The sequence below is a fragment of the Janthinobacterium darwini genome, from assembly GCF_051380905.1.
Classification (GTDB): domain Bacteria; phylum Pseudomonadota; class Gammaproteobacteria; order Burkholderiales; family Burkholderiaceae_D; genus Janthinobacterium.
Genome location: NZ_JBNYXX010000001.1, coordinates 1,647,736 through 1,672,497, shown reverse-complemented (window position 1 = coordinate 1,672,497; position 24,762 = coordinate 1,647,736). Strand labels below are relative to the sequence as shown.

Here is a 24,762-nt window from a genome sequence, read left to right as displayed (position 1 = left end):
TTTTATTAAAAAGAAAATATGACAACACTTATGTCAAAAAAATATCACGACTAGCAAGGCTGGCTTAGCGGACAGCAAAACCGTCCAGTCTGAAACGCAGCCGCAAGCCCGGCGCCGCATCCTCGATCTCCAGGCTGCCGCCATGCAGGGCCGCGATGGCCGCGACGATGGACAGGCCCAGGCCATTGCCGGGCAGGTGGCGACTCTTGTCGAGCCGGTAAAAACGCTGCGTCAGCTTCGGCAGTTCTTCCGCTGGCACGCCGGGGCCGTTGTCGCGCACAGCCAGCCAGCTGCCCTGCTCATCGCTGCCGGCCGACACTTCCACCGTGGCGCCCGGCCCCGCATACTTGATGGCGTTGTCGACCAGGCTGGCCAGCGCGCTGCCCAGCAGGTTACGGTCGCCGCGCGCCGGCACGCCCTCGCCATACATCTGCACCAGCAGCACGCCCTGCTCGTCGGCCGTCGCCTCGTACATTTCCACGATGTCGGCAGCGATCTGATGCAGGTCGATGTCATCGAAATTCTCGGGGCGCATGCCCGATTCGGCGGCCGCGATCTGCAGCAGCTTGTCGAACACGCGCGTCAGGTCGTCGATGTCGTCGATGGCCGCCTGCGCCGCGCTCTCAAAGCCGGCCACGCCCTGCTGCTGGCGCAAGGCGCCATCGAGCTTGTTGCGGATGCGCGCCAGCGGCGTGCGCAAGTCGTGCGCAATGGCGTTCGACACGTGGCGCACGCCTTCCATCAGGTGTTCGATGCGATCAAGCATGCGGTTGATATCGCGGCTCAACAAGCCGAATTCATCCTCGCTGGCCACGGGAATACGCCTGCTCAGGTCGCCTGCCTCGATTTCTCCCGCCGTGCGGCGGATTTGCCCGATGCGCGCCTCGATCTGACGGCGAAACAGCCAGGCGCCTGCCACCACCAGCAAGATGGCCACCCCGCCGCCATAGGCCAGCGAGCGCAGCACCAGGGAGCGGATCGACTTGCCCTCCTCCATGTCGCGTCCAACGAACAGGCGCGCGCCGTCCGCCAGGTCGCGGATCAGCATGCGCGCGGGCACCCTGCGACCTTCGCGCGTGACGTCGCGGTGCAGCAGGCGGCCGACGGGGCTGGCAAGGTCGGGCCACGACGACAGATTGCCCGCCACGCGGCGGCCATCGGCGTCCACCAGCAAGAAGATCTCCGTGTCGCTGTCGGTGCGGTCGGTGAGCAGATGGGCGATTTCCGCCGTCGTGCGGTTGCTGCCGCCCTGCTGGTACAGCGCGGCAAGGCGCTCCGAGAGCAGGGTCAGCTTGCGGTCCACGCTGCGGTCCAGCACGCCGATGGTGCCAAAATAGAATACGGCGCAGACAATGCTGATCGACACGACCACCAGCACGCCATAGCCAAGCGCCAGGCGGGCCGCGATCGATCGGTGCCAGTTACGCACCATCGATCACGCCCAAGGTGTAGCCGACGCCGCGCACCGTGTGGATCAGCGGCGGCGAAAATTCCTTGTCCACCTTGGTGCGCAAACGGCTCACCTGCACGTCGATGACGTTCGTCTGCGGGTCGAAATGGTAGTCCCACACGGCTTCGAGCAGCATGGCGCGCGTGACGGACTGGCCCTGGTGGCGCATCAGGTATTCCAGCAGGCGAAATTCGCGCGGTTGCAGGGCGATTTGCCGGTTGGCGCGCGTCACGCGCATGGTGCGCATGTCGAGCACCAGGTCGGCCACCTGCAGCTGCGTCGATTCGGGGACGGGCGCGGCGCGCCGCAGCAGCGCCTCGATGCGGGCCAGCAGTTCGGCGATGGCGAACGGCTTGGACAGGTAATCGTCTCCGCCGCTGCGTAGGCCGCGCACGCGCTCGTCGACGCTGGACAGGGCCGACAGCACCAGCACGGGCGTGTTGCGGCCCATGCCGCGCAGACGCGCGACGATGGCCAGGCCGTCGATCTCGCCGGGCAGCAGGCGGTCGAGCACCAGCGCATCCCAGTCTTCGCCGCAGGCCAGGCGCATGCCGTCGATGCCATTGTCGCAGGCGGTGACGTCGTGGCCCGCCTCGCGAAGGCCGGCACAAATGTAACGGGAAGTTTCGGCTTCGTCTTCGATGACCAGGCAGCGCACGGGGAATTCCTTGTAAAGATCGGGACAGTAAACAGACGCAGCATACGCCAGGCGCGCGCCACTTGCCAGCCCCGTCGCGAGCCCGTGCCGCCACGGGACATTCCGGCCTAGTTACATTTTCCGCGCAGCTTGGCGATCGCCACGAAGGGCAAGGCATACACGCCGCCGATACCGATCGGGCCGATGTTGGTGGGCTGGCGCTTCAAGCCATCGGCATGCAGGCAGTCAGGCACCTTTGCCTCGGCAAAGGCGGCAGCAAACTGTTCATATTTCCGGTCGGCGCGTATCGTCACCTGCTGCATGGCCGGCTGCGGCAGCGCGTCGCGCACCTGCGCCTCTTCCGCCAGCACAGCGCGCACGGCATCGCGTATCATCGATTGCGTCAGTTGCGGAACCGGGACGGGGGCGGCGTCAAGCGCTTGCGCGCCGGCTTGCGCCGCGAGGCACAGCCAGGCCACGGGGACAAGATTGCGTACCATTTTCATCGTCATCATCCATGCATGCCAGGTTTGCAATATTTCCCATAATATAGCAGCATTCGTGCGCGCCGCCGCGTGCGGCAAACGATGACAGGGTCGGGTACAATACAGCCTCGACAATGTTTGGCCGCGCCTGCGCGCGCATGTCCACATGTTTTAACCGGCGCCGCCCGGCTTGCCGCGGCCTGCATAGCCACCACTGCCACTAACGAACAGCAGGCGCGCCCGGCGCGCGCCACAGACAAATACAGCCATGAAATCGACCCACTCTCTCGCACTGGCGCTGGCCATGGCCATCACCTGCGGCAGCGCCGCCGCTGCAGACACCAAACAAACCATGCTGTTCGATGAAATTCCCATCGGCAGCTGGAGCACCTCCGCCGAACTGGGCGCCATCACCACCTCGGGCAATACGGTCGGCACCTCGGTGACGGGCAAGATCGACGCGCGCCAGGAACTCGATGACTGGAGCAACCAGTACATCTTCAGCGGCTACTTCAAGGAAGACGAAACGACCAACGACGACGGCGAGAAAGTGCGCGAACGCTCGGCCGAACGCTTTTCCGCCTCCGCCAAGGCCGCCTACAAGCTGATGGCCGACCATGAAAAACTGTTCGTGCTGGCCTCGCACGTGAACGACAAGTTCGGCGCCTACACCAAGTACTCTACCCTGGCCGTCGGTCATGGCTCGCGCTGGTATCAGTCGAGCGACAAAAGCGTCGACGTGGAATTCGGTCCTGGCTATTTCAGCGGCACCAACGACACGGGCGAATCGGAGCACGGCCTGACGGTGCGCGGCGCGGCCGCCATGAAATGGAAAATCAGCCAGTCAGCGATGTTTACGCAAACGGTCAGCGTCGAACGGGGCACGTCGAACACCCACTCCATCGCCGAAACAGCCCTCAGCACGAAAATCAACGGCACCATGCAGATGAAGGCCGCCTTCAGCGCGCGTAACGACACACGCGTACCGGACGACAAGAAAAACACGGATACGCAGACGTCGCTGACCCTGGTCTACTCGTTCTGAGATGCCTGCCACGCTGATGCGGCGACTGCGCCTGGGCGCCCTCGTGTGCGCCGCGGCGCTGCTGAGCGGCTGTGCCGCCGTCACCGTCAGCGCCATTTCTCCGGCCGACTACCTGCAGCAGCGGCGCGGCGACATCCTCACCACGGGAAAACTCAGTGCCTCGGCCAGCGAAGTGCTGCGCATCATCGGCAGCGACATCTCCGCCTGTGTAGCCAATACGGGCAGCTGCCGCGCCGACCTGGCCCGCTCCGAGCTGCTCAGCGACGAGCAGCGCCTGGCGACGCTCTCCGAATTGTGGCTGGAAAGCGCGCTGGCCGAAGAGAGGCAAGGTGGCCATGCCAGCGCCGAATTGCTGGCCGCCTGGCTGGAATCGGCCCGCTACGCCTATGCCTACCTGTTCTACACGACGCGCACACCGGGCCAGCGCGCCTTCGAGGAGCGGCAGACGCAAATCCGCGACTACTATAACTATGCCGTGCAAAAGGCCGTCGGCAACCTGTTCCGCCACCGCGGCGAATACCGTCCCGACGGCCATGTGATCCGCGTCGCCGGCTGGCAGATCGACAGCGAATTGTCGGCCCTGCGCCTGCCCGAGGACGGCACCCTGCCCGAAGAACTGCTGCCGGCCACCTCGCTGTCGTTTTCCGGCCTGCGCAATGTGTACCGGCGCGACGGCTTCGGCGCCGACCTCGTCGCCGTCATGCCCAAGCCAGGCGCATCGAAAGGCGAGTATATACCCTACCAGGAAACCCGCTTCCCCGTCGTCACGGCGCTGATCCGCTTCGACGGCAACAGCCTGCAGGAGGTATTGGCCACGCAGCAGTTGATGGTGATGCTGGTGGACCCGACGCGCAGCGAATCAACGCGCATGGCGGGCCAGGAATTGCCCGTCGCGGCCAATTTCACAGCCGGCTATGGCCTGTGGCTGGCCCGTTCCGGCTTCGGCGTGCAGGCGCTGCGCACCCTGTTCGGCCGCGCCGACGGCATTTCGCGCCCGCAGGTGCACCTGATGCAGCCCTACGACCCGAACAAGCGCACCATCGTCATGCTGCACGGCCTGGCCAGCAGTCCGGAAGCGTGGATCAATGTGGCAAATGAATTAATGGGCGACGAGCAGCTGCGCCGCCGCTACCAGATCTGGCAGGTGTACTACCCCAGCAATGCGCCGCTGGCGGCCAACAACGCCGCCATCCGCCAGGCACTGCAAGCCACGCTGGCGCAGTTCGACCCTTCGGCCAAGGCCGATGCCGCGAACGACATGGTCTTGATCGGCCACAGCATGGGCGGCGTGCTGGCGCGCCTGATGGTCTCGGACGCCAGCAACACCCTGCTCGACGCCATCACGGAAGAATACAATTTGAAGGGCAAGAAGGCGGAAAAAGTACGCGCCGGGCTGGCGCCCTATCTGAATTTCACGGCCATGCCGCAGGTAAACCGCGCCATCTTCATCGCCGCGCCGCACCGCGGCACCTCGTTCGCCAATCACAAGGTGGCGCGCTGGATCGCCAACCTCGTCACCTTGCCCATCACCATGCTGGACCAGTTGTCCGACGCGGCCGGCAGCCTGGCGCAGCTCGACACGGGCAGCAGCGAACCGCTGCGCATCCCCAACAGCATCGATAACCTCAGCGACAAGGACCCGTTCGTGCGCCTGGTGGCCGACCTGCCCATCAGCCCGAAAGTGCGCTACTACTCCATCATGGGCAACGATACGCCCGAGCTGCCGCTGGCGGAATCGAGCGATGGCGTAGTGCCCTACGCCAGCGCCCACCTCGACGGCGCGCTGTCGGAAAAAGTCATCCCCTCGTGGCACAGCGTGCAGGAAAGCCCGCAGGCGATCCTGGAAATACGGCGGATTTTGCGGCTGCCGGACTAGGCGAGTGCCATCGTTCTACGCCGGCTCGCGCCACTTGTCCTTGATCTCCAGCATGGCCGGCAAGTGTTCGACAAACAGCGCCAGCAGGTCCGGGTCGAAGTGCGTGCCGCTGTCGCGCTGCATGGTGGCGATCGCGTCCGATACCGTCCAGGCAGGCTTGTACGGACGTTCGCTGGTGAGCGCATCGAAGACGTCGGCGATGGCGACGATGCGTCCTTCGTGGGGGATTTCCTCGCCTTTCAAGCCGTGCGGATAGCCGCTGCCATCCCATTTCTCGTGATGCGTCAGGGCGATGGTGCGCGCCATTTTCAACAGGCCGCCCGCGTGCTCGCCGATGATGGCCGCGCCGATTTCCGCATGGCGGCGCATGACATTCCATTCGTCCGCATCGAGTTTGCCCGGCTTTTGCAAAATGGCGTCGGGGATGCCGATCTTGCCCACGTCGTGCATGGGCGCCGCGTTGAGCAGGTCTTCCGCCCTGCCCGCGCTGTAGCCGGCCGCCAGCGCCAGCTGGCGCGCGTAATAGCTCATGCGGATGACGTGCATGCCCGTCTCGTTATCCTTGTATTCGGCCGCCTGGCCCAGGGTCTGAATCACCTGCAGGCGCGAGCGGCGCAACTCCTCTGCGTCCACCAGCGACAAATGCGTGCGCACGCGGGCGCGCACGATGGGCGGGCTGACCGGTTTGGTGATGTAGTCGACGGCGCCGGCGTCAAATCCGTCCGCCTCATCCTTCACGTCGCACAGGGCGGTGACGAAAATGACGGGGATGGACGCGGTGGCCGGCATGGCTTTGAGCTGGCGGCACACTTCATAGCCCGTCATGGAGGGCATCATGATGTCGAGCAGGATCAGTTCGACGGGGTTGTTCTGCGCCAGTTCCAGCGCCTTCTCGCCATCCTTGGCATACAGCAGGCGGTAATCGTCCTGCAGGATCTGGCGCAGCACCTGCAGATTTGTCGCTTCGTCGTCCACCAGCAGCAGGATCGGTTTTTCTTCGTGTAAGGTCATCGTTAGCCCAATATCAGGAAAGGTCGGCAGGTGCCGGTGCTGCCAGCCACGCCAGCAACTGGCGCAGCACGCCTGCTGCACGCGCAAATTCAAAGTCGTCAATGGCACTGGCCAGCGCCTGCAGGCGCTGCTGCTGGCCGTGGGGCGCCAGCATGGCGGCGATCTGCGCCATCAGGACGTCGTCCAGCTGCCCGCCTTCCAGGCTGGCGATGGCTTGCCGCAGCAAGGCGTCAGCGGCGGGCGCATCGAGCGGCGCGCTGGCAGCCGGCGCTGGCATGGCCACGGGTGACACCAAAGGCGCCTCGGCGCCCGCCTCCAGCTCACCGGCGAGCGCCATGAAGGCGGCCGCCAGTTGCACCAGCAATTCGGTCGCCGGCAGCTGGCGCGCGATCGCTTGCTCGATGCGTCCCAGCAGGCTTTCCACCTGCACAAGGCACAGGTTGCCCGCCGCGCCCTTGATACGGTGCAGCAGGTGGCCAGCCACGCTGCTGCCGCCACGTTCCAGCTCCGCGGCCAGCATGGCGGCGCAATCGCCATTGGCCTGCACGAAGCGGCTAATAGCCCGCTGCAAGGGCTCGCGGCCGCCCCACAGCGCGATGCCGCGCTGCCAGTCCACCTGGCCGGCGGCGGCACGCGCCGCCGCGCCGGCCGCCGGCGGCGGCATGGCCACGGCGATATCGAGCAGACGGGCGATTTCCGCCGTCAGCTTGTGCATTTCCAGCGGCTTCGAGGCGAATCCGTTCATGCCCGCCGTCTGCGCGGCCCGCCGGTCCTGTTCCAGCACACTGGCCGTCAGGGCGATGATGGGCGTCGCCTTCAGGCCCTGTTCGCGCTCGTACACACGGATCAGGCGCGTCGCTTCCAGGCCATCCATGCGCGGCATCTGCACGTCCATCAGGACAATGTCGAAGCTGCCCTTGCTGAATTCGCGCACGGCGCTCTCGCCATCGCTGGCGGCGATCACCTGGTGGCCGGCCGCGCCCAGGCTGATCAGGAGCAGCTCCACGTTCTGCGGCACGTCGTCGGCCGCCAGGATGCGCAGCGGCGGCAAGGCCACCACGGGCTGCTCGCTGCGGCGCGCCACAGCCTTGCCCGGCGCCAGCGGCAGCAGCACGTGGAACACGCTGCCCACGCCCAAGGTGCTTTCCACTGTGATGGTGCCCCCCATCAGTTCGACCAATTGCAGCGAAATCGTCGTACCCAGGCCCGTGCCGCCAAAGCGGCGGCTCATCGAGGAATCGGCTTGCGTGAACGGTGCGAAGATCTTGTCCAGGCGGTCGGCGGGGATGCCGATGCCCGTATCGTGCACGGCGATATGCACCTGCTCGCCCTGCATGGCGACGGCCACGCGCACATGGCCTACTTCCGTGAACTTGACGGCGTTGCCGATCAGATTCGTCAGCACCTGCTGCACCCGGCGCGCGTCGCCCAGGAAGAACTGGCCCATGCCCGGATCGACATCCACATGCAGCACCAGGTCGCGCGCCTGCGCCGTGACGCGCAGGGAGGCCGCCACGTGGTCGACCAGGTCAGGCAGCGAAAAGTCCACCAGTTCCAGCTCGGTGGCGCCTTTTTCCAGCTTGGCCGTGTCGAGGATGTCGTTGAGCAGTTCGAGCAGCGAACGCGCCGACTGGCGCACCGTGCCCAGATGGCGGCGCTGCAGGCTGTCCAGGGCAGTCCCCAGCAACACTTCCGTAAAGCCGATGATGGCGTTCATCGGCGTGCGAATTTCATGGCTCATGTTGGCCAGGAAGCTGGTCTTCGATTCGGCGGCCAGTTCGGCGCGGTCTTTCGCCGCGCGCAGGTTTTCCTGCATGGCGCGCCGTTCGCTCACGTCGGTGGCCAGCTTGACCACCTTGAACGGCTTGCCGTCCGTGTTGAAGATAGGGTTGTACGAGGCCTGTATCCACACTTCCCCGCCATGCTTGTCGATGCGCTTGTACTCGCCCGTGTTGAACTGGCCATTGGCCAGCTGCTGCCAGAACGCAATGTAGTCCGGCGAGGTGACATACCCCGGTTCGCAGAAGATGCTGTGGTGCAGGCCCAGCACGTCGTCGAGCTGGTAGCCAACCAGGTCGAGGAAGTTCTGGTTCGCCGCCAGGATGCGTCCCTGCAGGTCGAACTCGATGACGGCCATCGCGCGCGAGATGGCCGTCACCTTGCCTTCGTATTCGGCGTTGCGCAATTCGCTTTCCGTGATGTCGAGGATGACGCCGTCGATCCAGCGCACCACGCCATCGTTGTCGAGCACGGGGCCGCTGCTTTCGCGCACCCAGCGCTCGCGCCCATCGCGGTGGATCAGGCGATAGACGTTCTCGAAATCGCGCCGTTCGCCGGCAGCCTGCACGCAAGTGTCGTTGACGCGCTGGCGGTCATCGGGATGCACGAGGTCGAACAGGCTGACCCGCCCTTCGATGAAGTCCTGCGGCATCCAGCCTGTCAGGTTGAAGACGGCATCGCTGATAAAAATCATCTTCCATTCGGGCCCGAAGCTGCAATGGAAGGACACGCCGGGGATATTGCGGATCAGGGTACGGTACTGGCGCTCGCTGTCCTTCAGCGCCTGCTCCATGCTGCGCGAGGAGCGCATATCCGTGACAAAAGCCACGAACAGGGGTTGGCCCGGCGTGTCGATCTTGCCGATCGCCACGCGCATGGGCAGTACGGCGCCATCCTTGTGGCAACCATCGAGTTCCCGGCCACTGTCGAGGATGCGCGAGGCGCCCGTTTCCAGATAGTCGCGCAGATAGCCTTCGTACTCGGCGGCGTCGGCTGCTTGCAACAGCACGCTGGCGTCGCGCCCCACGATCTCCCCTTCGCGCCAGCCAAACAGGCGTTCCGCGGCGGGATTGAAGGAACGGACCTGGCCCTGGCCATCGATGGTGATCAGGCCATCGGCCGCCGTATCGACGATGGCGCGCAGGCGCGACTCGCTGGCGCTGGCATGGCGCAGCAACTGGCGGTAGCGCAGCAAGCCGTTCGCAGCCACCACGAAGACGGTCAGGGTGACGGTGATCAGGGCCACGGCCAGGGCTACGAACGAAGCTTGTACCGTAATCGTGTTCTCGCCTGCCGTGGGCGTGCCGGAAAAGCGCGCCGCCAGCATGCCCGTGTAATGCATGCCGGAAATGGCCAGGCCCATCACGACACTGCTGACCAGCAGCGCCGCCAGCGGACTGAGGCGCTGACGCAAGGCATTCAGGCCGAAGCGTATCCACAGCGCCAGCATGGCCATGACGACGGCCACCAGCAGCGACAGGACGAACAGCCACGGTTGATAATGCAGGGTCAGCGAAGTTTGCATGGCGGCCATGCCGCTGTAATGCATGGAGCCGATGCCCAGCCCCACCAGCACGCCGCCCACCACCAGCTGGCGCCAGCTGATGCGCGGGCGCGCCAGCAAGTGCAGCGCCACCCACGAAGCGGCCACGCCTGGCAGCATGGACAGCAGGGTCATGCTGGGCTCGAAGGACACGCGCGTGCAGATGTCGAAGGCCAGCATGCCAATGAAGTGCATCGACCAGATGCCGCCGCCGAGCGCGATGGCGCCCGTGATGATGGCTGTCTGGCGCTGGAAGCCCCGCTCGCTGCTGCGCGCCATGCCGGCGATCTGCAGGGCCATGAAGGAGGCGAAAATAGCGATGCCGATGGAAAACAGCACCAGCCAGGCATTGTGCGTGCCATAGATATAGGCAAGCGTGTTGTCCGATACATCAAACATGGAACTAAGCATACTGTCGTGGCATAAGGTGAGTGAAACGTGACGTCGTAAAACATGACGGCGCACCGCGCGTGCCGGTGCCACGCCTTTTACTAAAGCGGCAACACAGCGGAAATGACAACGGTAGCAGTCGACCAGGGCAAGGCTCGGTCATCACGCCCGCGCCTGCCGCGCGGGGGAAAGGTGCTTTTTACACAATGAAAAAGCGAAATGCGTACGAACTCTGGCGCGGATGTCTGGCCGCCAGCGTGACGATGATTTTCTAAAGAGCCATGAGTATAGTTGCTTTGCGAACATATTCATAGGACTTCAGCAATATCATGGCAATAAAAGCAACATTCTGCGGCCCTGATGCGACAAGGCCCCGCCGCTCAGGCTGACGGCCACTGGGCGCGTATTGCGGACGATGCCTGATAGGAGGGACCGGCCCGCACGGCCACGGGGATACCGGCCAGCGTACAACGGCGACTCAGCTCGTCCTTGATCTGCCGCAACGACCAGCGCTGCGGAACGGGCAAATCCATGCCGACTACGCGGATCAGCGGGCAGTCCTCAAGGGTCGTGTGCAGCAGCAGCTCCAGGCGCGCCATCGGTGGCCCGCCGCGGTAGACATCCACCGGGCCCGCGTAGCTGACCACCTCCAGCTCGCGTATCTGCTGCGGCGCCAGCTGCAGCTCCCTCTCATGGCCGGGCAAGCGCCGCGCCACCCGGCGCAGCAACAGGCCAGCGTCGTTGATCTCGACATGAAAAGACAGATTGGTATCCGGCAGCAGGACCAGGCCGACAATCCAGATGACCAGCGCCGGCAGGAGCAGCAGCACTGCCTCGCCCGCGTACGACACATCGCGCCAGACGGCTTGCAGGACAAAGGCGAGGATCAGGGCGCAGCCACCCAGCAGCACGCTGCGCCACAGCACGGGACGCAGATTGGCCATCATCGCCGCATGCGAGCTGGCATCGTCAGCCGGCGAAAAACGGATCCATTCGGCGCGCGCCGGCTTGCAAGGCCTGGCGCGATTAGCGCTCAAGCGTCGGGCGCCAGCATGCCGCGGAACCACGCCAGTTGTTCGCGCGTCAGGTAATTGGCGCCATCGCCATGCAGGAGAACGATCTCGATCTCGGGAGGAATCGAAGCGATCAGCTGCGCTCCCGTGACGGGAATCTTGGGGAAGGCGATACCCGCCAGGAAAGCCGGGTCTTCCGCCACCGTCACGCACTGGCGCTCGGGATTGGGCGATGGCACGAGGAACAGGTCGATCTGCTCGCTTTGCCCGCCGATGACGACATGCAATTGCGCGGCCAGCAGTTCGGGCAGAATCAGCTCGATGTTATTCTCGGCGCGCGATTGCTGGAAAGCGCTTTTCAGGGGCGTGAGGACTGGCGTGGCGGACATGGGAGCAGTGTAAAAGTGAAGACGGCGGCAGTGTAGCAGAGGCGCCCGCCAGTGCGCGCTCCGCTGGTGCGCCGAAGTAAGGGCTACAGCTTGTAGTTCAAGGACAGCAGCACGCTGCGCGGCGCGCCGTAACGCTCCAGCCCGCCCGACCAGGAATAGCCTAGGCCCTGGTAATAGCGGCGGTCCAGCACGTTATCGACACTCACGCGCAACTGCAGCTGCTCGCTCAGGCGGTAGCCTGCCGTCAGGCCGACGATGGCGTAGCCGCCCTGCTGCGTCAGGTAAGCCGTGTCGCGGCGGTCAATCTTGTCCTGCGCGTAGACGGAGGCGCCCAGATTCCACCGCGCCAGGCTGCCGCTCAGCTGCACAGTCGTGTACAGCTTGAACAATTGCTTCGGCTCATCCGTGGCGATGCGCTGGCCGATGTTCGCCGTCACGCTGTCCTTCGTATACTTGGCCATTACATAGGTGTAACCGCCCGCGATCTGCCAGCCAGGCACAGGTGATCCCGACAATTGCAGATCGACGCCTTCGCTCTGCACCTGGCCTGCCGCGCGGGCGCAATAGATGGCGCCGCCCGTGGGACAATTGAGCTCGTCGGCCATGGCGCGGTTATTCTGCCTGATGCGGAACAAGGCGCCGCTGGCATTGAGCCTGCCGCCAAAATACTCGCCCTTGATGCCCGCTTCCAGGTTGGTGCCGCTCAAAGGCGGCAAGGTATTGCCCTTTACATCGAGTACGCTTTGCGGCTGGAAGATCTGCGTACCGCTCGCATACACGGAATGGTGCTGATCCAGGTCGTAGACCAAGCCCGCATACGGCGTGAACTTGGCGTTTTCCGTCAGGTCGCGGCGCCATGTGGGGTTGGTGGCATACCAGCCCGTGACATCCTGCGCATACCAGCCGAAGCGCCCGCCCAGCACCAGGCGCAGCGGATCGGCCAGGCTGAAGTTGCCGGCCGCATAGATACCCTTCTCCTCCGTCTTGCGGCCCCAGTTATAGGGCTCGAACGGCCCGCCGCGCATCGGGTAGGCACGGGGATTCCACTGGCGCAGATCGAACAGGCGCGTCCCGGCGCCTTCCCAGCTCTGACCCGCATCCGAATCGTCATGGCGGTAGCTGGCGCCGACGATGACGTCATGCTGGCGGCCAAACCAGCTGACGGGGCCGCTCAAGCGCCAGTCGGCCACCACTTGTTGCGTGTTGTACTTCCAGCCCGTTTCCGACTGCTCCAGCAAATACGTTTCGCCCTCCACGCGGCTGTTGGTGGTATTGCGCGTCGATGAAGAGGCATCGATGTGCGTGACGGCGAAGCGGCTGCGCCAGCCCTTGTCGAGGCGCGTTTCCAGGTCCGCGAAGACCACGTTGTTGTCGCCGTTTCTGGAAGGAATCGGCATTGTTCAGGAAAGTCGAGCGGGGCAAGTCCATGTGGCGGCCGTCGGGCAAGGTCGGCAAGCCGACGAACACGCCGTCGGTGCGGCTGTGCTGGCGCGAAAAGCCGATGCCGGCCGTGGTCGAAGGCGTCAGGTCCGCTTCCACGATCGCATACACGGTGCCGTTGGTGTTGTTAACCACGTCGACAAAGCTGTCACTGTCGCGCCAGCTGGCCGCCACGCGCCCGCGCACGCTGCCCGATTCATTCAGCGCATTGCTGGCGTCCACCGTCAATTGCCGGTCCTTCCAGCTGCCCAGGTGGGCAGACGCGTTCAGCAATGGCGTGGCCGTGGGACGCTTGCGTATCATATTGATGCTGCCCGACGGCGCGCCCGCCCCTTCCATCAGGCCCGTGGCGCCGCGCACCACTTCCACGCGGTCGTACATCAGCATGTCGGCCGAGACGTTGCGTTCATTGAAACCCGTGACATCGAGCGGCAAGCCATCGACATTCACGTGGCTCAAGGCGAAACCGCGCGCAAAATACGTGGTTTCCTGGTCGGATACGCCCTGCGTCTTGCCATACAGGCCGGGTGTGGCGCGCGCCACGTCCTGCAAGGTGGTCAGGTCGAAATCTTCCATTTGCTGGCGCGAAATGACACTCACCGTTTGCGGCGTGTGGCGCTGCGACAGGTTCAGGCCCGTGGCCGTCGACATGGCGCGCGAGGTATATAAACCCGTGCCTTCCGTGGCACGGTCCGCCTCGGCGCTGACGACCACGGCGGGCATGCTGTCCAGGCCACCGTCGGCCGTGCTGATATTAATCTTGCGCAACAGATAATTTCCATTGCCACCATCCGTCACTTCCAGGCCGCTACCCTGCAGCAGTTTTTGCAGGCCGGCGGAGACGCCATGGCGCCCCTGCAAGCCCGGCGTCGTCAGGCCGTCGAGCGCCGCGCCCTGGGTAGACAGGTTGATCCCTGCGGCGATGGCAAACGTGGACAGCGCATCGCGCAGGCTGCCAGCAGGAACGCTGTAGTCGCGCACAGTGGCGGCCGGGCTGGACTCGGCAGCCACCACCGCCTGCGGCAAGCCGGCGCCGGCCCCAGCCACGGAGAGGAGCAGGACCAGCGCGGCGCGCACGGCGCCGGTGGTGGGATGGAGCGTCATGCGTGCTGCTGTCAAACTGCGGTGCTGCAAAGCCATGTGGACCCTTTCGATGGTTCGGATTGTTTGTTCTCTACCTTGTATGACGAAGCAATCCGCAAAAAGGGACAGGCAAGAAGTAAATTGGAGCACGTCGGCTTACGCCCTGCGGGCTAAGCCGACCTACCATACCCGACAGGCGTAGGTCGGCTTAGCGTGGCAAGGCCACGCTAAGCCGACAATCTCAAGCCGCCTCGACACTGATCCAGTAGCGCGTGCGGCGCGCCAGCCTGATCGGCAAGGAGCGCTGCAGCAAGAGCAGGATGTTGTCCGGATCGTTTAACTGGAAGATGCCGTCCACGGGCATGGCAGCGCACGCGGGATCGCAGCGCAGCACGCCGTAGCGATAGCGCGCCACCTGCGCCAGCACTTCGCCCAGCGGCATGCGCTCGGCGCTCAGCACGCCCTGCACCCAGCCGGCAGCGTGCGGCGCCAGCGGCGTCAAGGCAGAAACGGCATCATCATCGAAACTGCCCTGCCGGCCCGCATCGACCTTGCGCAAGGCGCCGGGAGCTTCATTTGGCTGTATCTCGACGGCGCCTTCGCTGACAGCCACCTGCGTGCGCGGCGCCAGGACGCCGCCACCCAGGCGCACGCTGAAGTGCGTGCCCAGCGCGCGCACGACGCCATTGCTGCTGCGCACGAGGAATGGACGCGCGGGCACGGCCCCGTCGTGCGCCGTGGCGACATGGAGTTCGCCCGCATGCAAGACACCAGCCGCGCCGCGCCGTCAAAGCGCACATCGATGGCCGTGTCCGTATTGAGCACCAGTTGCGTGCCATCCGGCAATGCCATGTGGCGGATTTCCCCCCTGGCCGTGCGGATGGTGGCACGCCACGCTTGCCATGGTAGCGAATGGCTGGCCAGCCACAGCGCCGGTCCGGCCGCGATCAGCCCGGCCAGGCCGTAGAGCACGGCGCGCCTCTGCGGCGACTGCGGCGCCGCGTCCGCCGTCCGGCGCAGCGCGGGCGGCACGCTGCCCAGGGTGCTGCACACCAGTTCGGCCCGCTGCCACGCCGATTCGTGCGCGGGGTCGCTGGCGCGCCAGGCCTGGAAAGCTTGCTCCTCTTCTGTAGTCAAGGCGCCCCCGTGCAGGCGCACCAGCCATTGCGCCGCCGCGCGGGCGGCGCGGGGATCGATGGCAGTCAGGTTGGCGCTCACAGAATCAGCAGAATGCAGCGCTCGAACGCCTGCACCATGTAGCGCTTGATGCTGCGCTCGCTCACGGCCAGGCGCCGGGCGATTTCCCCGTAAGCAAGGCCATCGACATGGGCCAGCAAAAAAGCGCTGCGCACCAGCGGCGGCAAGCCATCGAGCATGGCATCGATGCGCTGCAAGGCTTCCAATACCAGCAAGCGCTCTTCCGGCGACTGCATCAGCAGATCGGGCTGCTGCGCCAGGGTTTCCAGCCATGCCTGCTCCAGGGACAGGCGCCGGTAATGGTCGATCAGCAGGCGCTGCGCCACGGTGGTCAGGTAGGCGCGCGGTTCGCGCAAAGTCTGCCGGCCTTCGGGCGGCGCCGCCAGCAGGCGCACGAAGGTATCCTGCGCCAGGTCGGCCGCATGGTCGGCGCACTGCAGCTTGGCGCGCAGCCAGCGCATCAGCCAGCCGTGGTGGTGGCTGTAAATGACTGCGATCGACTCGCTGGACTGCGCAATGCTCACTAGGGACTCCGATGCGCTCAAGGCAAGGCGCGGCTAACTGATAATAATTCTCATTATCACAAACCATTGCCTCCGGCGTCAATGCCGGCGCCTGCCCATGCCTGGAAACTGTTGTTTCAGCGTGGCTGCCAGTGCTTTATATACTGTCGTGGTCGATCAGGTGGTCGCGGGCGATTATGCCGGATGGCGTTTCTCTGGCCTTGCGGCCAGCGCGAAGGGAATGGCAAACGGCCCAAGAAACACCACCAGGATGGCCCTGACAGCAGTTGTTTTCAAAGAGCGGCGTTTGGCAATGAAGAGGCAGGCGAAGGCCGACAGCGACCAGATCAAGGCAGGCAGATAGGTACTCATCATGGACTCCGGATGCGCCTCGAAAGACAGGAAAACCATGCTGACACGGAAATGTGGGCGCCGCAACGGCAGATTGCGCATCCTGCCTGCGGTGCGCCGGTGTGGACGCATCTTTCAGGCATTCTTAAGTCTGCAGCGACGCTTGCCGGCTTGTGCGCGCAGCGCCAAGCCGGCTTACGCCGTTTCCAACTATGCCATGCTTAGTGCTGGCCGATCTTCATGATTTTCAGCGCATTCGTGCCGCCGACCTTGCCCATCGGCTCGCCCCAGGTCAGCACGACGGTGTCGCCCTTGGCCACGACTTTATGTTCCAGCAGCAAGTCTTCCGCCTGTTGCAAGACCTTGTCGCGGTCCGTGCCAGACGTTAATTCCAGGGTGCTGACGTTGCGGTACAGGGCCAGCTTGCGGCGCGTGCCCACGCTCGGGGTCAGTGCGACGATGGGGATATCGATGTTGCAACGGCTCATCCACAGGGCAGTGGAACCCGATTCCGTCAGGGTGGCAATGGCTTTCACGCGCAGGTGATGGGCCGTAAACAGGGCGCCGTAGGCGATCGACTGGTCGATGCGCGAGAACGTGGCGTTGAGGAAATCGGCGTCCAGCTTGCACGTATCCCATTTTTCCGCGTCCAGGCAGATGGCGGCCATCGCTTCCACCGTCTCGATCGGGTAGCGGCCCGAGGCCGTTTCCGCCGACGTCATGACGGCATCCGTACCGTCGAGCACGGCATTGGCCACGTCGGATACTTCGGCGCGGGTCGGCACGGCGTTGACGATCATCGATTCCATCATCTGCGTGGCCGTGATCGCCAGTTTATTCGACGCACGCGCCATCTTGATCATGCGCTTTTGCAAGGCCGGCACGGCAGCATTGCCCACCTCAACCGCCAGGTCGCCGCGTGCCACCATGATGCCGTCGGACGCGTCGAGAATTTCTTGCAACGCAGGAATGGCTTCCGCCCGTTCGATCTTGGCGATCATCATCGGCTTGTGGTCCCACGCTTCGCCGGCGATATTGGCCAGCTGGCGCGCCATCACCATATCGGTGGCGTTTTTCGGGAAGGACACGGCCACGTAATCGGCCTGGAAACTCATCGCCGTTTTCACGTCTTCCATGTCTTTCGCTGTCAAGGCCGGCGCCGACAGACCGCCGCCCTGGCGGTTGATGCCTTTGTTGTTGGACAACTCGCCGCCGATCTTGACGGTGGTGTGGATTTCGCTGCCGACGACTTTATCGACCGTCAGCACGATCAAGCCGTCGTTGAGCAGCAGCACGTCGGCCGTGCGCAAGTCGCGCGGCAATTCCTTGTAATCGAGACCGCAGCGCTCGATGTTGCCCAGTTCGCCGTTTTCACCCCATTTCGCGTCGAGAATGAACTTGGCGCCGTTTTCCAGGAAAATCTTGCCCTCTTCAAATTTGCCGACGCGAATCTTCGGACCTTGCAAGTCGGCCATGATGGCCACTTCGCGACCGCACAGGGCTGCCGCCTCGCGCACCATGCGGGCGCGGTCGATATGGTCTTGCGCCTTGCCATGCGAAAAGTTCAGACGCACGACGTCGACGCCGGCCTTGAACATGCGGACCAGGGTATCGATATCGTTCGAAGCGGGGCCGATGGTGGAAACGATCTTGGTGGCGCGTTGCTGTACTTGCATGGTCATGGTGTGCTGCTTTCTATAATGAGTTACTACAAGGGCCAGCCTTGTGGGCCGGCCGTCCTGGTGCGCTGGATCAGCGGTGGTTCTTGACTTACTTGGCCGCCATCAGAGCGACCGTGGTGTCGAGCATGCGGTTCGAGAAGCCCCACTCGTTGTCGTACCACGACGACACTTTCACGAGGCGACCCGAGACCTTGGTCAGGGTCGAATCGAAGTTCGACGAGGCGGGGTTGTGGTTGAAATCGATGGAAACGAGCGGCTCCGTCTGGTACGTCAAAATACCTTTCAGGGTGCCTTCCGAGGCCGTTTTCAGCAAGGCGTTGACTTCCTCGACCGTGGTGTCGCGCTTGGCGATGAAGGACAGGTCGACCAAGGAGACGTTGATGGTCGGCACGCGGATGGCGAAACCGTCCAGCTTGCCATTCAGTTCCGGCAAGACCAGGCCGACAGCCGCCGCCGCGCCCGTCTTGGTGGGGATCATCGAATGCGTAGCCGAGCGGGCGCGGCGCAAGTCTTCATGCATCACGTCGGACAGCACCTGGTCATTCGTGTAGGCGTGCACCGTGGTCATCAGGCCCGATTCGATGCCGATGGCGTCATTGAGCGGTTTGACCAGCGGCGCCAGGCAATTCGTCGTGCACGAAGCGTTGGAAATGACCGTGTCCGATGCCTTCAACACATGCTGGTTGACGCCGAACACGATGGTGGCGTCCACGTCCTTGCCACCAGGGGCCGAGATGATGACTTTTTTCGCCCCACCCTTCAGGTGGGCCGAGGCTTTTTCCTTGGTGGTGAAGAAACCCGTGCATTCGAGCACGACGTCGACGCCCAGTTCGCCCCACGGTATCAGGGCCGGGTCGCGCTGCGCGAAGACACGGATGCGGTCGCCGTTGACGATCATGTTGTCGCCGTCGATGGTGACGACGCCGGGAAACTTGCCGTGCACCGTGTCGTAGCGCGTCAAATGCGCATTCGACTTGGCATCGCCCAGGTCGTTGATAGCGACGATTTCGATATCCTGCTGCTTGCCGCCTTCATAAAACGCGCGCAAGACATTGCGGCCGATGCGGCCATAGCCATTGATGGCAACTTTGATGGTCATGCTGTCTCCTTGTTGTTTTACTTAAAAGCAACCCAAGTGCAAAATCCGGGGTCAGACCTTTAGGTCTGACCCAGCATTTGTTGTTGGATTAGAAAGAATCAACCACTATTTCTCAGCCCGGCAGCGATGCCGTTGATCGACAAATGAATGCCCGTGCGCGCCGCCGCATCCTGCTTGCCTTCGCGGAAGCGTTTCAACAGCTCCACCTGCACGTGATTGAGCGGGTCGATATACGGGAAACGGTTGCGTATCGAGCGCTGCATCAGCGGATTGGCTTGCTGCAACTCTTCCTGGCCCGTGATCAGTTTCAAGGCGTCCAGGGTGGCCGCGTATTCGGCGCGGATGCGTGTAAAGATGGCCTCGCGCAAAGCCTTGTCCTTGACCAGTTCCGCATACTTGCCGGCAATGGCGATATCGCTCTTGGCCAGGACCATATCCATGTTCGACAGCAGCGAGGTGAAGAATGGCCAGTCCGTGTACATGCCGCGCAGCACGTCCGCACCATCGGTGGGATGGGCGGCCAGGTAGGCTTGCACGGCGGAACCAAAGCCGAACCAGCCCGGCAGCATCAAGCGGCATTGCGCCCAGCTCAAGACCCAGGGAATGGCGCGCAAATCCTCGATGGAAGTGGATTTCTTGCGCGACGCCGGACGGCTGCCGATATTGAGCGCGGCAATTTCCGCGATCACCGTCGATTCCCAGAAATACAGCTCGAATCCTTCCGTGCCGTAGACCAGGTCGCGGTAAGCGTTCAGGGCCGTGCCGGACAGCTCTTCCATTGCGGCCAGGTGGCCCGCGCCGGCCGAGGCCTTCGGCTGCAGCTGTGCCTGCGGCAGCAGGGTCGACTGGATGGTGGCAGCCACCAGCACTTCCAGGTTGCGGCGCCCTACTTCCGGGTTCGCATACTTGGCCGTGATGACTTCGCCCTGCTCCGTCAAACGGATCTGTCCCTGCACGGCGCCCGCTGGCTGGGCCAGGATGGCTTCATAGCTGGGACCGCCACCGCGGCCGACGGAGCCGCCGCGGCCGTGGAACAGGCGCAGCTTGATCTGGTATTGCTTGAAGACCGTCACCAGCTCGATCTCGGCCTTGTAGAGTTCCCAGCCGGACGTGAGGAAGCCGCCGTCCTTGTTGCTGTCCGAGTAGCCTAGCATGACTTCCTGCTGGTCAGCGCGCGACTCAAGCAAAGCCCGGTAGAACGGCAGGCCAAAGGCGCGCGCCATGATGGCGGGACCGGCGCGCAAGTCGGCGATGGTTTCAAACAGGGGGATGATGTTGACGTCCACTTCGCGGCTGTCCTGGCGCAGCAAGCCCACTTCCTTCAGCAGCAGCGCCACTTCCAGCAAGTCCGAGACGCTGGCCGCCTTCGAAATGATGCAATTCGGCACCGATTCACGGCCGTACTTGACATGGGCTTCGCGCACGGCGCGGAAAATGTCGAGTTCAGAGGTGGTTTCCTCCGAATAGTGCGCATACGGCGACGTCAGCAGGCGTGGCGACTCCAGTTCGGCCAGCAGCACGGCGATGCGCTGCTCTTCATCGAGGTCCAGATACACGAGGCCCGGCTGGGCGCCCGCGAACAGTTCACCCACGACGCGCTCGTGCACGTCGGAGTTCTGGCGCAAATCGAGCGGCGCCAGCGAAAAGCCGAACACCTTGACGGCGCGGCGCAGCTGGCGCAACCGGCCACGCGCCAGCGCGCGCAAGCCATTGCTGACCAGTGAATGCTGGACCACGTCCAGATCGGCCAACAATTCAAACGCCGCAGCGTAGGGCTGCACGCCTTCGGCTTGCTTGCCCTTGCCGCACAAGGCGACGCGCGTGGCTTCCAAGCGTGCATGGATGCCATGCAGCGCGCGGCGGTACGGCTCGTCGACCCGGTGCGGCGAGGCATCGGCCGAGCGTTCGGCCAGCGCGCGCAGCGGCTCGCTGCATGCATTGAGTATTTGCGCCAGGGACAGTTGCGAAGCGAGCTTGCGCAATTCACCGAGGTAGAAATCGAGCACTTTGTCGGCCTGCGTCTGCAGGGTGCTGCGCAGGATGTCGGCGGTGACAAAGGGATTGCCGTCGCGGTCGCCACCTATCCAGCTGCCGACCTTCATGAAATTGGGCAATTCCGCATCTTCCCAGCGGGCATCGCGCTGGGCCAGCATCGTTTCCAGCGAGGAATACAATTTCGGCAGTTCGCGCAGGATGGTGTGGTCGTAGAACGACAGGCCATTGGCCACTTCATCCATGACGGACAGTTTGCTCGTACGCAGCAAGCGCGTCTGCCATAGCGTGACGATGCCGCGGCCCAGCGCTTCTTCGTTTTGCTCCGCCTCTTCCGGCGTCATTTGCACGCGGTCGCGCTCGCTCAACAGGCGCGCGATGGCCATCTGGCAATTCTGGATACTCTTGCGCTGCACTTCCGTCGGATGCGCCGTGAAGACGGGGCTGACGAAGGCATCTTCAAAGAAGGTTTCCAGTGCATCGGCCTTGCCCGCGTCAAATACGTTGCCGACGGCATGGCTGAGGCTACCCTGGCGCGGCGGCGAACCGGCGATCAAATGGGCGCGCGTGCGGCGGATGTGATGTTGATCTTCCGCAATATTGGCCAGCAGCGAGAAATAGCTGAAAGCGCGCGTCAGTTGCGTGGTTTCTTCCTGCGACAGCGCTTGCAGCGCGTCCGACAGCTGCGCGCGCGCCGCTTCATCATTGTCGCGCCGGAAACGAATGGCCAACTGGCGCACATGTTCGATGCGCTCGAAGGCGGGGTCGCCCAGGTGGCTGCGGATGGCGTCGCCCAGCAGACGGCCCAGCTGGCGGATATCGCTGCTCAGCAGCTCGTCTTTCACTTCATTCATTTGCATGGTATTCATTTCCCGGGGCGGCCACGGCGGCACCGCACAGATTGCGTAGTACGCGCTTCCCGGCCCGGGAAACGCCCATCATCCATTTTGTAGTAAATTTACCTTATTGTCTCACCATCCTCTTGATTTTCATCAATAAAAGCCACGCCCAAAGGGTCGCGAAGGGCCTACAAGCTGTTTAGCAGGGCAATAATATGAAAATTTACTACGCATTTACGCGAAAGGCAACCAAATTTGTCTTTCCAGGCTGAAAAGTGACGGCGCAAGTCACATGGCGGTGGCGATGGTCAGGCACTCTCCTGTATGCTGGCGGCTTGAAACAAGGATGTAATCCACATCTTTACAAGCGAACCTCATGCGACTGACTGCCTATACCGACTATACCCTGCGCACCCTGATGTATCTGGGCGTACACCGCGACCGCCTCGTGACCATCCAGGACATCGCCGACCTGCATGCGATTTCAAAGAATCACTTGATGAAAGTGGTGCACCAGCTGGGCCTGTCAGGCATTGTGGAAACGGTGCGTGGAAGGAATGGCGGTCTGCGCCTGGCGCGCGATCCGGCCGAGATCAATATCGGCACGGTGGTGCGCGAGACGGAAAACGATTTTTTCATGGCGGAGTGTTTTAACAAGGAAAACAATACCTGCCCGCTGACGCCAGATTGCCTGCTGAAAGCCAAGCTGGGCCAGGCCACAGCCGCCTTCCTGGCCGTGCTCGACACGGTGACCCTGGCAGCCATCCTGGAGCCCGCAGGCCATGCGCCGGCAGCAACGGCGGGCGTGATTCCCCTGCACCTGGCAAAGTAAGCCCGAAGGCAAGCACGCCAGGCGGTGCGCTAAAACAACAATGCCCGGCAAGCCGGGCATTGTTCATTTCTAACGCGACAGGATCAGTTTAGTGCGCGCTGGCACCGGAGGCGCCGATACCCGTTTCCGAACGCATTTGCTGCGCTTCATAGCCGGCGCGGTCGATGCGCGCGCGCGGGCTCTTGTCGAGCACCGAGAACAGCCAGATGCCGACAAAGCCTGCCGTCATCGAGAACAGCGCCGGCGAGGCGTACGGGAACAGCGCTGCCGGATGACCCAGCACGTCGACCCACACGGACTTCGACACCACCGTCAGCGCGACGGCCGTGGTCAAGCCCAGGAAGCCGCCTATGGTGGCACCCCGGGTGGTGCAGTCTTTCCACAGCACCGACATGAACAGCACGGGGAAGTTGGCCGAGGCGGCGATGGCGAAGGCCAGCGAGACCATGAAGGCGATGTTCTGCTTTTCAAAGGCGATACCCAGCACCACGGCGATAATGCCCAGCACGATCGTCGTCACGCGCGACACTTTCAATTCATTGGCGCCCGTGGCCTTGCCCTTCTTGATGACGGTGGCATACAGATCGTGCGATACGGCCGATGCACCGGACAGGGTCAGCCCCGCCACGACGGCCAGGATGGTGGCAAACGCGACAGCAGACATGAAGCCGAGGAACACATTACCACCCACGGCCTTGGCCAGATGCACGGCCGCCATGTTATTGCCGCCCAGCAACTTACCGGCAGCATCCTTGAACTCGGGATTGGTACTCACCAGCACGATGGCGCCAAAACCGATGATGAAGGTCAGGATGTAGAAGTAGGCGATCCAGGTGGTGGCCCAGAACACGGACTTGCGCGCTTCCTTGGCGCTAGGCACCGTGAAGAAACGCATCAGGATGTGCGGCAAGCCGGCCGTACCGAACATCAGCGCCATGCCGAAGGAAATGGCCGAGATCGGGTCCTTGATGAAAGAACCGGGGCCCATGATGGCTTCCTTGGTGGCATGCACGTCCACCGACTTGGCGAACAGCGCTTCCGGGCTGAAGTTGAATTGCGCCAGCACGGCCACGGCCATGAAGGTGGCGCCGCCCAGCAACATCACGGCCTTGATGATCTGCACCCAGGTGGTGGCCGTCATGCCGCCAAACAGCACGTAGATCATCATCAATGTACCGACCAGGACGACGGCGATCCAGTATTCCAGGCCGAACAGCAGCTTGATCAGCTGGCCTGCGCCCACCATCTGCGCGATCAGGTAGAACGCCACCACGACCAGGGTGCCGGACGCCGAGAAAATGCGGATCGGCGCCTGCTTGAAGCGATAGGCGGCCACGTCGGCAAAGGTGTAGCGCCCCAGGTTACGCAAGCGCTCTGCCATCAGGAAGGTGATGACGGGCCAGCCGACGAGAAAACCAATGGCGTAGATCAAGCCATCGTAGCCGTTCAAGAAGACGGCGGCGGAAATGCCGAGGAAGGAAGCGGCCGACATGTAGTCGCCCGCAATGGCCAGGCCATTCTGGAAGCCCGTGATGCCGCCGCCGGCCGTGTAGAAATCGGAGGCCGACTTGGTCTTCTTGGCTGCCCACTTGGTGACGAACAGGGTAAAGATGACGAAAGCGGCGAACATGGTGATCGCCGTCCAGTTGGTGGGTTGCTTGACTGCCTGGCCCAGGTCGGCGCCAGCCGCCAGCACGCTGTTGCTGGCGCCGGCCAGCAAGGTCAGGGCTGCGAGGCAGGCGAGCTTGCGTTGCGTCAATGGAGCGCCGTTCATGCTTGCACCCGTGCCTGGATGGCGCTGGTCAGATCGTCGAATTGCTTGTTGGCGCGGCGCACATAAATGCCGGTGATCACCACGGTAAACACGATGACGAACAGGCCGATCGGCATGCCCCAGGTCATCACGCCAGTGCCCGTTTTAGTGGCAAGAAATTCCTTGTTGAAGGCGATGAGCAGGATGTAGCCGTAGTACACCAGCATCATCAGGCCCGTCAGCGCCCAGCCGAAGCGTGAGCGCACCCTGAGCAATCGATGATAATTGGGGTCGCTCTTGAGTTTTTGTACCAGATCGTCATGCATGTGTTGCCTCCTGTTATGTGAGCGTGCTCTTTTCTTTTCGAGCTTGC

General features: G+C 63.4%; 20 protein-coding genes and 2 pseudogenes. 4 read left to right on the top strand and 18 right to left on the bottom strand.

From position 1 onward, the window contains the following. Positions 1–64: 64 nt before the first annotated feature. The 3 genes from ACQ4WZ_RS07775 to ACQ4WZ_RS07765 form a co-directional block, all read right to left on the bottom strand. The gene (locus ACQ4WZ_RS07775; protein ID WP_101481502.1) at positions 65–1,432 is read right to left on the bottom strand and encodes a sensor histidine kinase; all 1,368 of its coding nucleotides are present in this window, start codon (positions 1,430–1,432) and stop codon (positions 65–67) included. Further along, on the bottom strand, positions 1,422–2,108 hold the full coding sequence (locus ACQ4WZ_RS07770) for a winged helix-turn-helix domain-containing protein (protein WP_101481503.1): 687 nt from the start codon (positions 2,106–2,108) through the stop codon (positions 1,422–1,424). The genes ACQ4WZ_RS07775 and ACQ4WZ_RS07770 overlap by 11 nt, the downstream gene beginning before the upstream one ends. 107 nt (positions 2,109–2,215) lie before the next feature. Beyond that, positions 2,216–2,593, bottom strand: a complete 378-nt coding sequence (locus tag ACQ4WZ_RS07765; RefSeq protein ID WP_143452569.1) for a hypothetical protein — start codon at positions 2,591–2,593, stop codon at positions 2,216–2,218. Positions 2,594–2,840: 247 nt separating this feature from the next. On the opposite strand from ACQ4WZ_RS07765, the gene ACQ4WZ_RS07760 reads away from it, so the two are divergent. Together ACQ4WZ_RS07760 and ACQ4WZ_RS07755 are read left to right on the top strand one after the other, a co-directional pair. Further along, the gene (locus ACQ4WZ_RS07760; RefSeq protein ID WP_101481505.1) at positions 2,841–3,617 is read left to right on the top strand and encodes a DUF481 domain-containing protein; all 777 of its coding nucleotides are present in this window, start codon (positions 2,841–2,843) and stop codon (positions 3,615–3,617) included. A gap of 16 nt (positions 3,618–3,633) precedes the next feature. After that, the gene (locus ACQ4WZ_RS07755) at positions 3,634–5,493 is read left to right on the top strand and encodes an esterase/lipase family protein (protein WP_436573017.1); all 1,860 of its coding nucleotides are present in this window, start codon (positions 3,634–3,636) and stop codon (positions 5,491–5,493) included. Positions 5,494–5,508: 15 nt separating this feature from the next. On the opposite strand, the gene ACQ4WZ_RS07750 is transcribed toward ACQ4WZ_RS07755, so the two are convergent. From ACQ4WZ_RS07750 to ACQ4WZ_RS07720, 7 genes and pseudogenes are all read right to left on the bottom strand, one after another. Further along, entirely contained in the window at positions 5,509–6,504 is a 996-nt protein-coding gene (locus ACQ4WZ_RS07750) for a response regulator (RefSeq protein ID WP_101481507.1), read from the bottom strand. 13 nt (positions 6,505–6,517) lie between these two features. Continuing rightward, positions 6,518–10,225 (bottom strand): PAS domain S-box protein, encoded by a 3,708-nt coding sequence (locus tag ACQ4WZ_RS07745; RefSeq protein WP_436573016.1) that lies wholly within the window; start codon positions 10,223–10,225, stop codon positions 6,518–6,520. A 371-nt stretch (positions 10,226–10,596) separates the two neighbouring features. Beyond that, entirely contained in the window at positions 10,597–11,253 is a 657-nt protein-coding gene (locus ACQ4WZ_RS07740) for a hypothetical protein (RefSeq protein ID WP_101481509.1), read from the bottom strand. Further along, a complete protein-coding gene (locus ACQ4WZ_RS07735; RefSeq protein ID WP_436573015.1) occupies positions 11,250–11,618 on the bottom strand; it encodes a hypothetical protein in 369 nt (122 codons plus the stop codon). The genes ACQ4WZ_RS07740 and ACQ4WZ_RS07735 overlap by 4 nt, the downstream gene beginning before the upstream one ends. An 83-nt stretch (positions 11,619–11,701) precedes the next feature. Next, complete coding sequence (locus ACQ4WZ_RS07730; RefSeq protein ID WP_436573014.1) at positions 11,702–13,015, bottom strand: TonB-dependent siderophore receptor; 1,314 nt, start codon at positions 13,013–13,015, stop codon at positions 11,702–11,704. A gap of 415 nt (positions 13,016–13,430) precedes the next feature. Next, a pseudogene (locus ACQ4WZ_RS07725) lies at positions 13,431–13,634 on the bottom strand (hypothetical protein); the annotation flags it as partial. Between the two features lie 748 nt (positions 13,635–14,382). Next, the gene (locus ACQ4WZ_RS07720) at positions 14,383–14,862 is read right to left on the bottom strand and encodes a FecR family protein (protein ID WP_436573013.1); all 480 of its coding nucleotides are present in this window, start codon (positions 14,860–14,862) and stop codon (positions 14,383–14,385) included. A 39-nt stretch (positions 14,863–14,901) separates the two neighbouring features. On the opposite strand from ACQ4WZ_RS07720, the gene ACQ4WZ_RS07715 reads away from it, so the two are divergent. Further along, on the top strand, positions 14,902–15,108 hold the full coding sequence (locus ACQ4WZ_RS07715) for a hypothetical protein (protein WP_436573903.1): 207 nt from the start codon (positions 14,902–14,904) through the stop codon (positions 15,106–15,108). Between the two features lie 101 nt (positions 15,109–15,209). Here the strand turns inward: ACQ4WZ_RS07715 and ACQ4WZ_RS07710 are convergent. The 6 genes and pseudogenes from ACQ4WZ_RS07710 to ppc form a co-directional block, all read right to left on the bottom strand. Beyond that, positions 15,210–15,359 (bottom strand): annotated as a pseudogene (locus ACQ4WZ_RS07710) (FecR/PupR family sigma factor regulator); the annotation flags it as partial. Further along, positions 15,356–15,856 (bottom strand): sigma-70 family RNA polymerase sigma factor, encoded by a 501-nt coding sequence (locus ACQ4WZ_RS07705; RefSeq protein ID WP_436573867.1) that lies wholly within the window; start codon positions 15,854–15,856, stop codon positions 15,356–15,358. The pseudogene ACQ4WZ_RS07710 and the gene ACQ4WZ_RS07705, both read right to left, overlap by 4 nt. Positions 15,857–16,036: 180 nt before the next feature. Beyond that, positions 16,037–16,294 (bottom strand): hypothetical protein, encoded by a 258-nt coding sequence (locus ACQ4WZ_RS07700; RefSeq protein WP_436573012.1) that lies wholly within the window; start codon positions 16,292–16,294, stop codon positions 16,037–16,039. Between the two features lie 119 nt (positions 16,295–16,413). Then, a complete protein-coding gene (pyk, locus tag ACQ4WZ_RS07695; RefSeq protein ID WP_081345659.1) occupies positions 16,414–17,874 on the bottom strand; it encodes a pyruvate kinase in 1,461 nt (486 codons plus the stop codon). An 88-nt stretch (positions 17,875–17,962) separates the two neighbouring features. Further along, the gene (gene gap / locus ACQ4WZ_RS07690; RefSeq protein ID WP_133991080.1) at positions 17,963–18,973 is read right to left on the bottom strand and encodes a type I glyceraldehyde-3-phosphate dehydrogenase; all 1,011 of its coding nucleotides are present in this window, start codon (positions 18,971–18,973) and stop codon (positions 17,963–17,965) included. A 98-nt stretch (positions 18,974–19,071) separates the two neighbouring features. Further along, positions 19,072–21,825, bottom strand: a complete 2,754-nt coding sequence (gene ppc, locus ACQ4WZ_RS07685) for a phosphoenolpyruvate carboxylase (RefSeq protein ID WP_436573011.1) — start codon at positions 21,823–21,825, stop codon at positions 19,072–19,074. Positions 21,826–22,180: 355 nt separating this feature from the next. Here ppc and ACQ4WZ_RS07680 point away from each other — a divergent pair, with 355 nt between their 5' ends. Continuing rightward, positions 22,181–22,636 carry an RrF2 family transcriptional regulator gene (locus tag ACQ4WZ_RS07680; RefSeq protein WP_436573010.1) on the top strand — a complete coding sequence of 152 codons (456 nt, stop codon included), beginning with the start codon at positions 22,181–22,183 and terminating at the stop codon, positions 22,634–22,636. Between the two features lie 88 nt (positions 22,637–22,724). On the opposite strand, the gene ACQ4WZ_RS07675 is transcribed toward ACQ4WZ_RS07680, so the two are convergent. Next, entirely contained in the window at positions 22,725–24,410 is a 1,686-nt protein-coding gene (locus ACQ4WZ_RS07675) for a cation acetate symporter (RefSeq protein WP_180338464.1), read from the bottom strand. Further along, on the bottom strand, positions 24,407–24,715 hold the full coding sequence (locus ACQ4WZ_RS07670) for a DUF485 domain-containing protein (protein WP_101481516.1): 309 nt from the start codon (positions 24,713–24,715) through the stop codon (positions 24,407–24,409). Before ACQ4WZ_RS07670 ends, ACQ4WZ_RS07675 begins: the two co-directional genes overlap by 4 nt. Between the last annotated feature and the right edge of the window lie 47 nt (positions 24,716–24,762).

What these genes read in the sequence shown, in the direction of transcription:
- ACQ4WZ_RS07775 (WP_101481502.1), bottom strand. Translation starts at nt 1,432, where the DNA reads ATGGTGCGTAACTGGCACCGATCGATCGCGGCCCGCCTGGCGCTTGGC.
- ACQ4WZ_RS07765 (WP_143452569.1), bottom strand. Translation starts at nt 2,593, where the DNA reads ATGAAAATGGTACGCAATCTTGTCCCCGTGGCCTGGCTGTGCCTCGCG.
- ACQ4WZ_RS07760 (WP_101481505.1), top strand. Translation starts at nt 2,841, where the DNA reads ATGAAATCGACCCACTCTCTCGCACTGGCGCTGGCCATGGCCATCACC.
- ACQ4WZ_RS07755 (WP_436573017.1), top strand. Translation starts at nt 3,634, where the DNA reads ATGCGGCGACTGCGCCTGGGCGCCCTCGTGTGCGCCGCGGCGCTGCTG.
- ACQ4WZ_RS07750 (WP_101481507.1), bottom strand. Translation starts at nt 6,504, where the DNA reads ATGACCTTACACGAAGAAAAACCGATCCTGCTGCTGGTGGACGACGAA.
- ACQ4WZ_RS07745 (WP_436573016.1), bottom strand. Translation starts at nt 10,225, where the DNA reads ATGTTTGATGTATCGGACAACACGCTTGCCTATATCTATGGCACGCAC.
- ACQ4WZ_RS07735 (WP_436573015.1), bottom strand. Translation starts at nt 11,618, where the DNA reads ATGTCCGCCACGCCAGTCCTCACGCCCCTGAAAAGCGCTTTCCAGCAA.
- ACQ4WZ_RS07730 (WP_436573014.1), bottom strand. Translation starts at nt 13,015, where the DNA reads ATGCCGATTCCTTCCAGAAACGGCGACAACAACGTGGTCTTCGCGGAC.
- ACQ4WZ_RS07715 (WP_436573903.1), top strand. Translation starts at nt 14,902, where the DNA reads ATGCAAGACACCAGCCGCGCCGCGCCGTCAAAGCGCACATCGATGGCC.
- ACQ4WZ_RS07700 (WP_436573012.1), bottom strand. Translation starts at nt 16,294, where the DNA reads ATGCGCAATCTGCCGTTGCGGCGCCCACATTTCCGTGTCAGCATGGTT.
- pyk (WP_081345659.1), bottom strand. Translation starts at nt 17,874, where the DNA reads ATGACCATGCAAGTACAGCAACGCGCCACCAAGATCGTTTCCACCATC.
- gap (WP_133991080.1), bottom strand. Translation starts at nt 18,973, where the DNA reads ATGACCATCAAAGTTGCCATCAATGGCTATGGCCGCATCGGCCGCAAT.
- ppc (WP_436573011.1), bottom strand. Translation starts at nt 21,825, where the DNA reads ATGCAAATGAATGAAGTGAAAGACGAGCTGCTGAGCAGCGATATCCGC.
- ACQ4WZ_RS07680 (WP_436573010.1), top strand. Translation starts at nt 22,181, where the DNA reads ATGCGACTGACTGCCTATACCGACTATACCCTGCGCACCCTGATGTAT.
- ACQ4WZ_RS07675 (WP_180338464.1), bottom strand. Translation starts at nt 24,410, where the DNA reads ATGAACGGCGCTCCATTGACGCAACGCAAGCTCGCCTGCCTCGCAGCC.
- ACQ4WZ_RS07670 (WP_101481516.1), bottom strand. Translation starts at nt 24,715, where the DNA reads ATGCATGACGATCTGGTACAAAAACTCAAGAGCGACCCCAATTATCAT.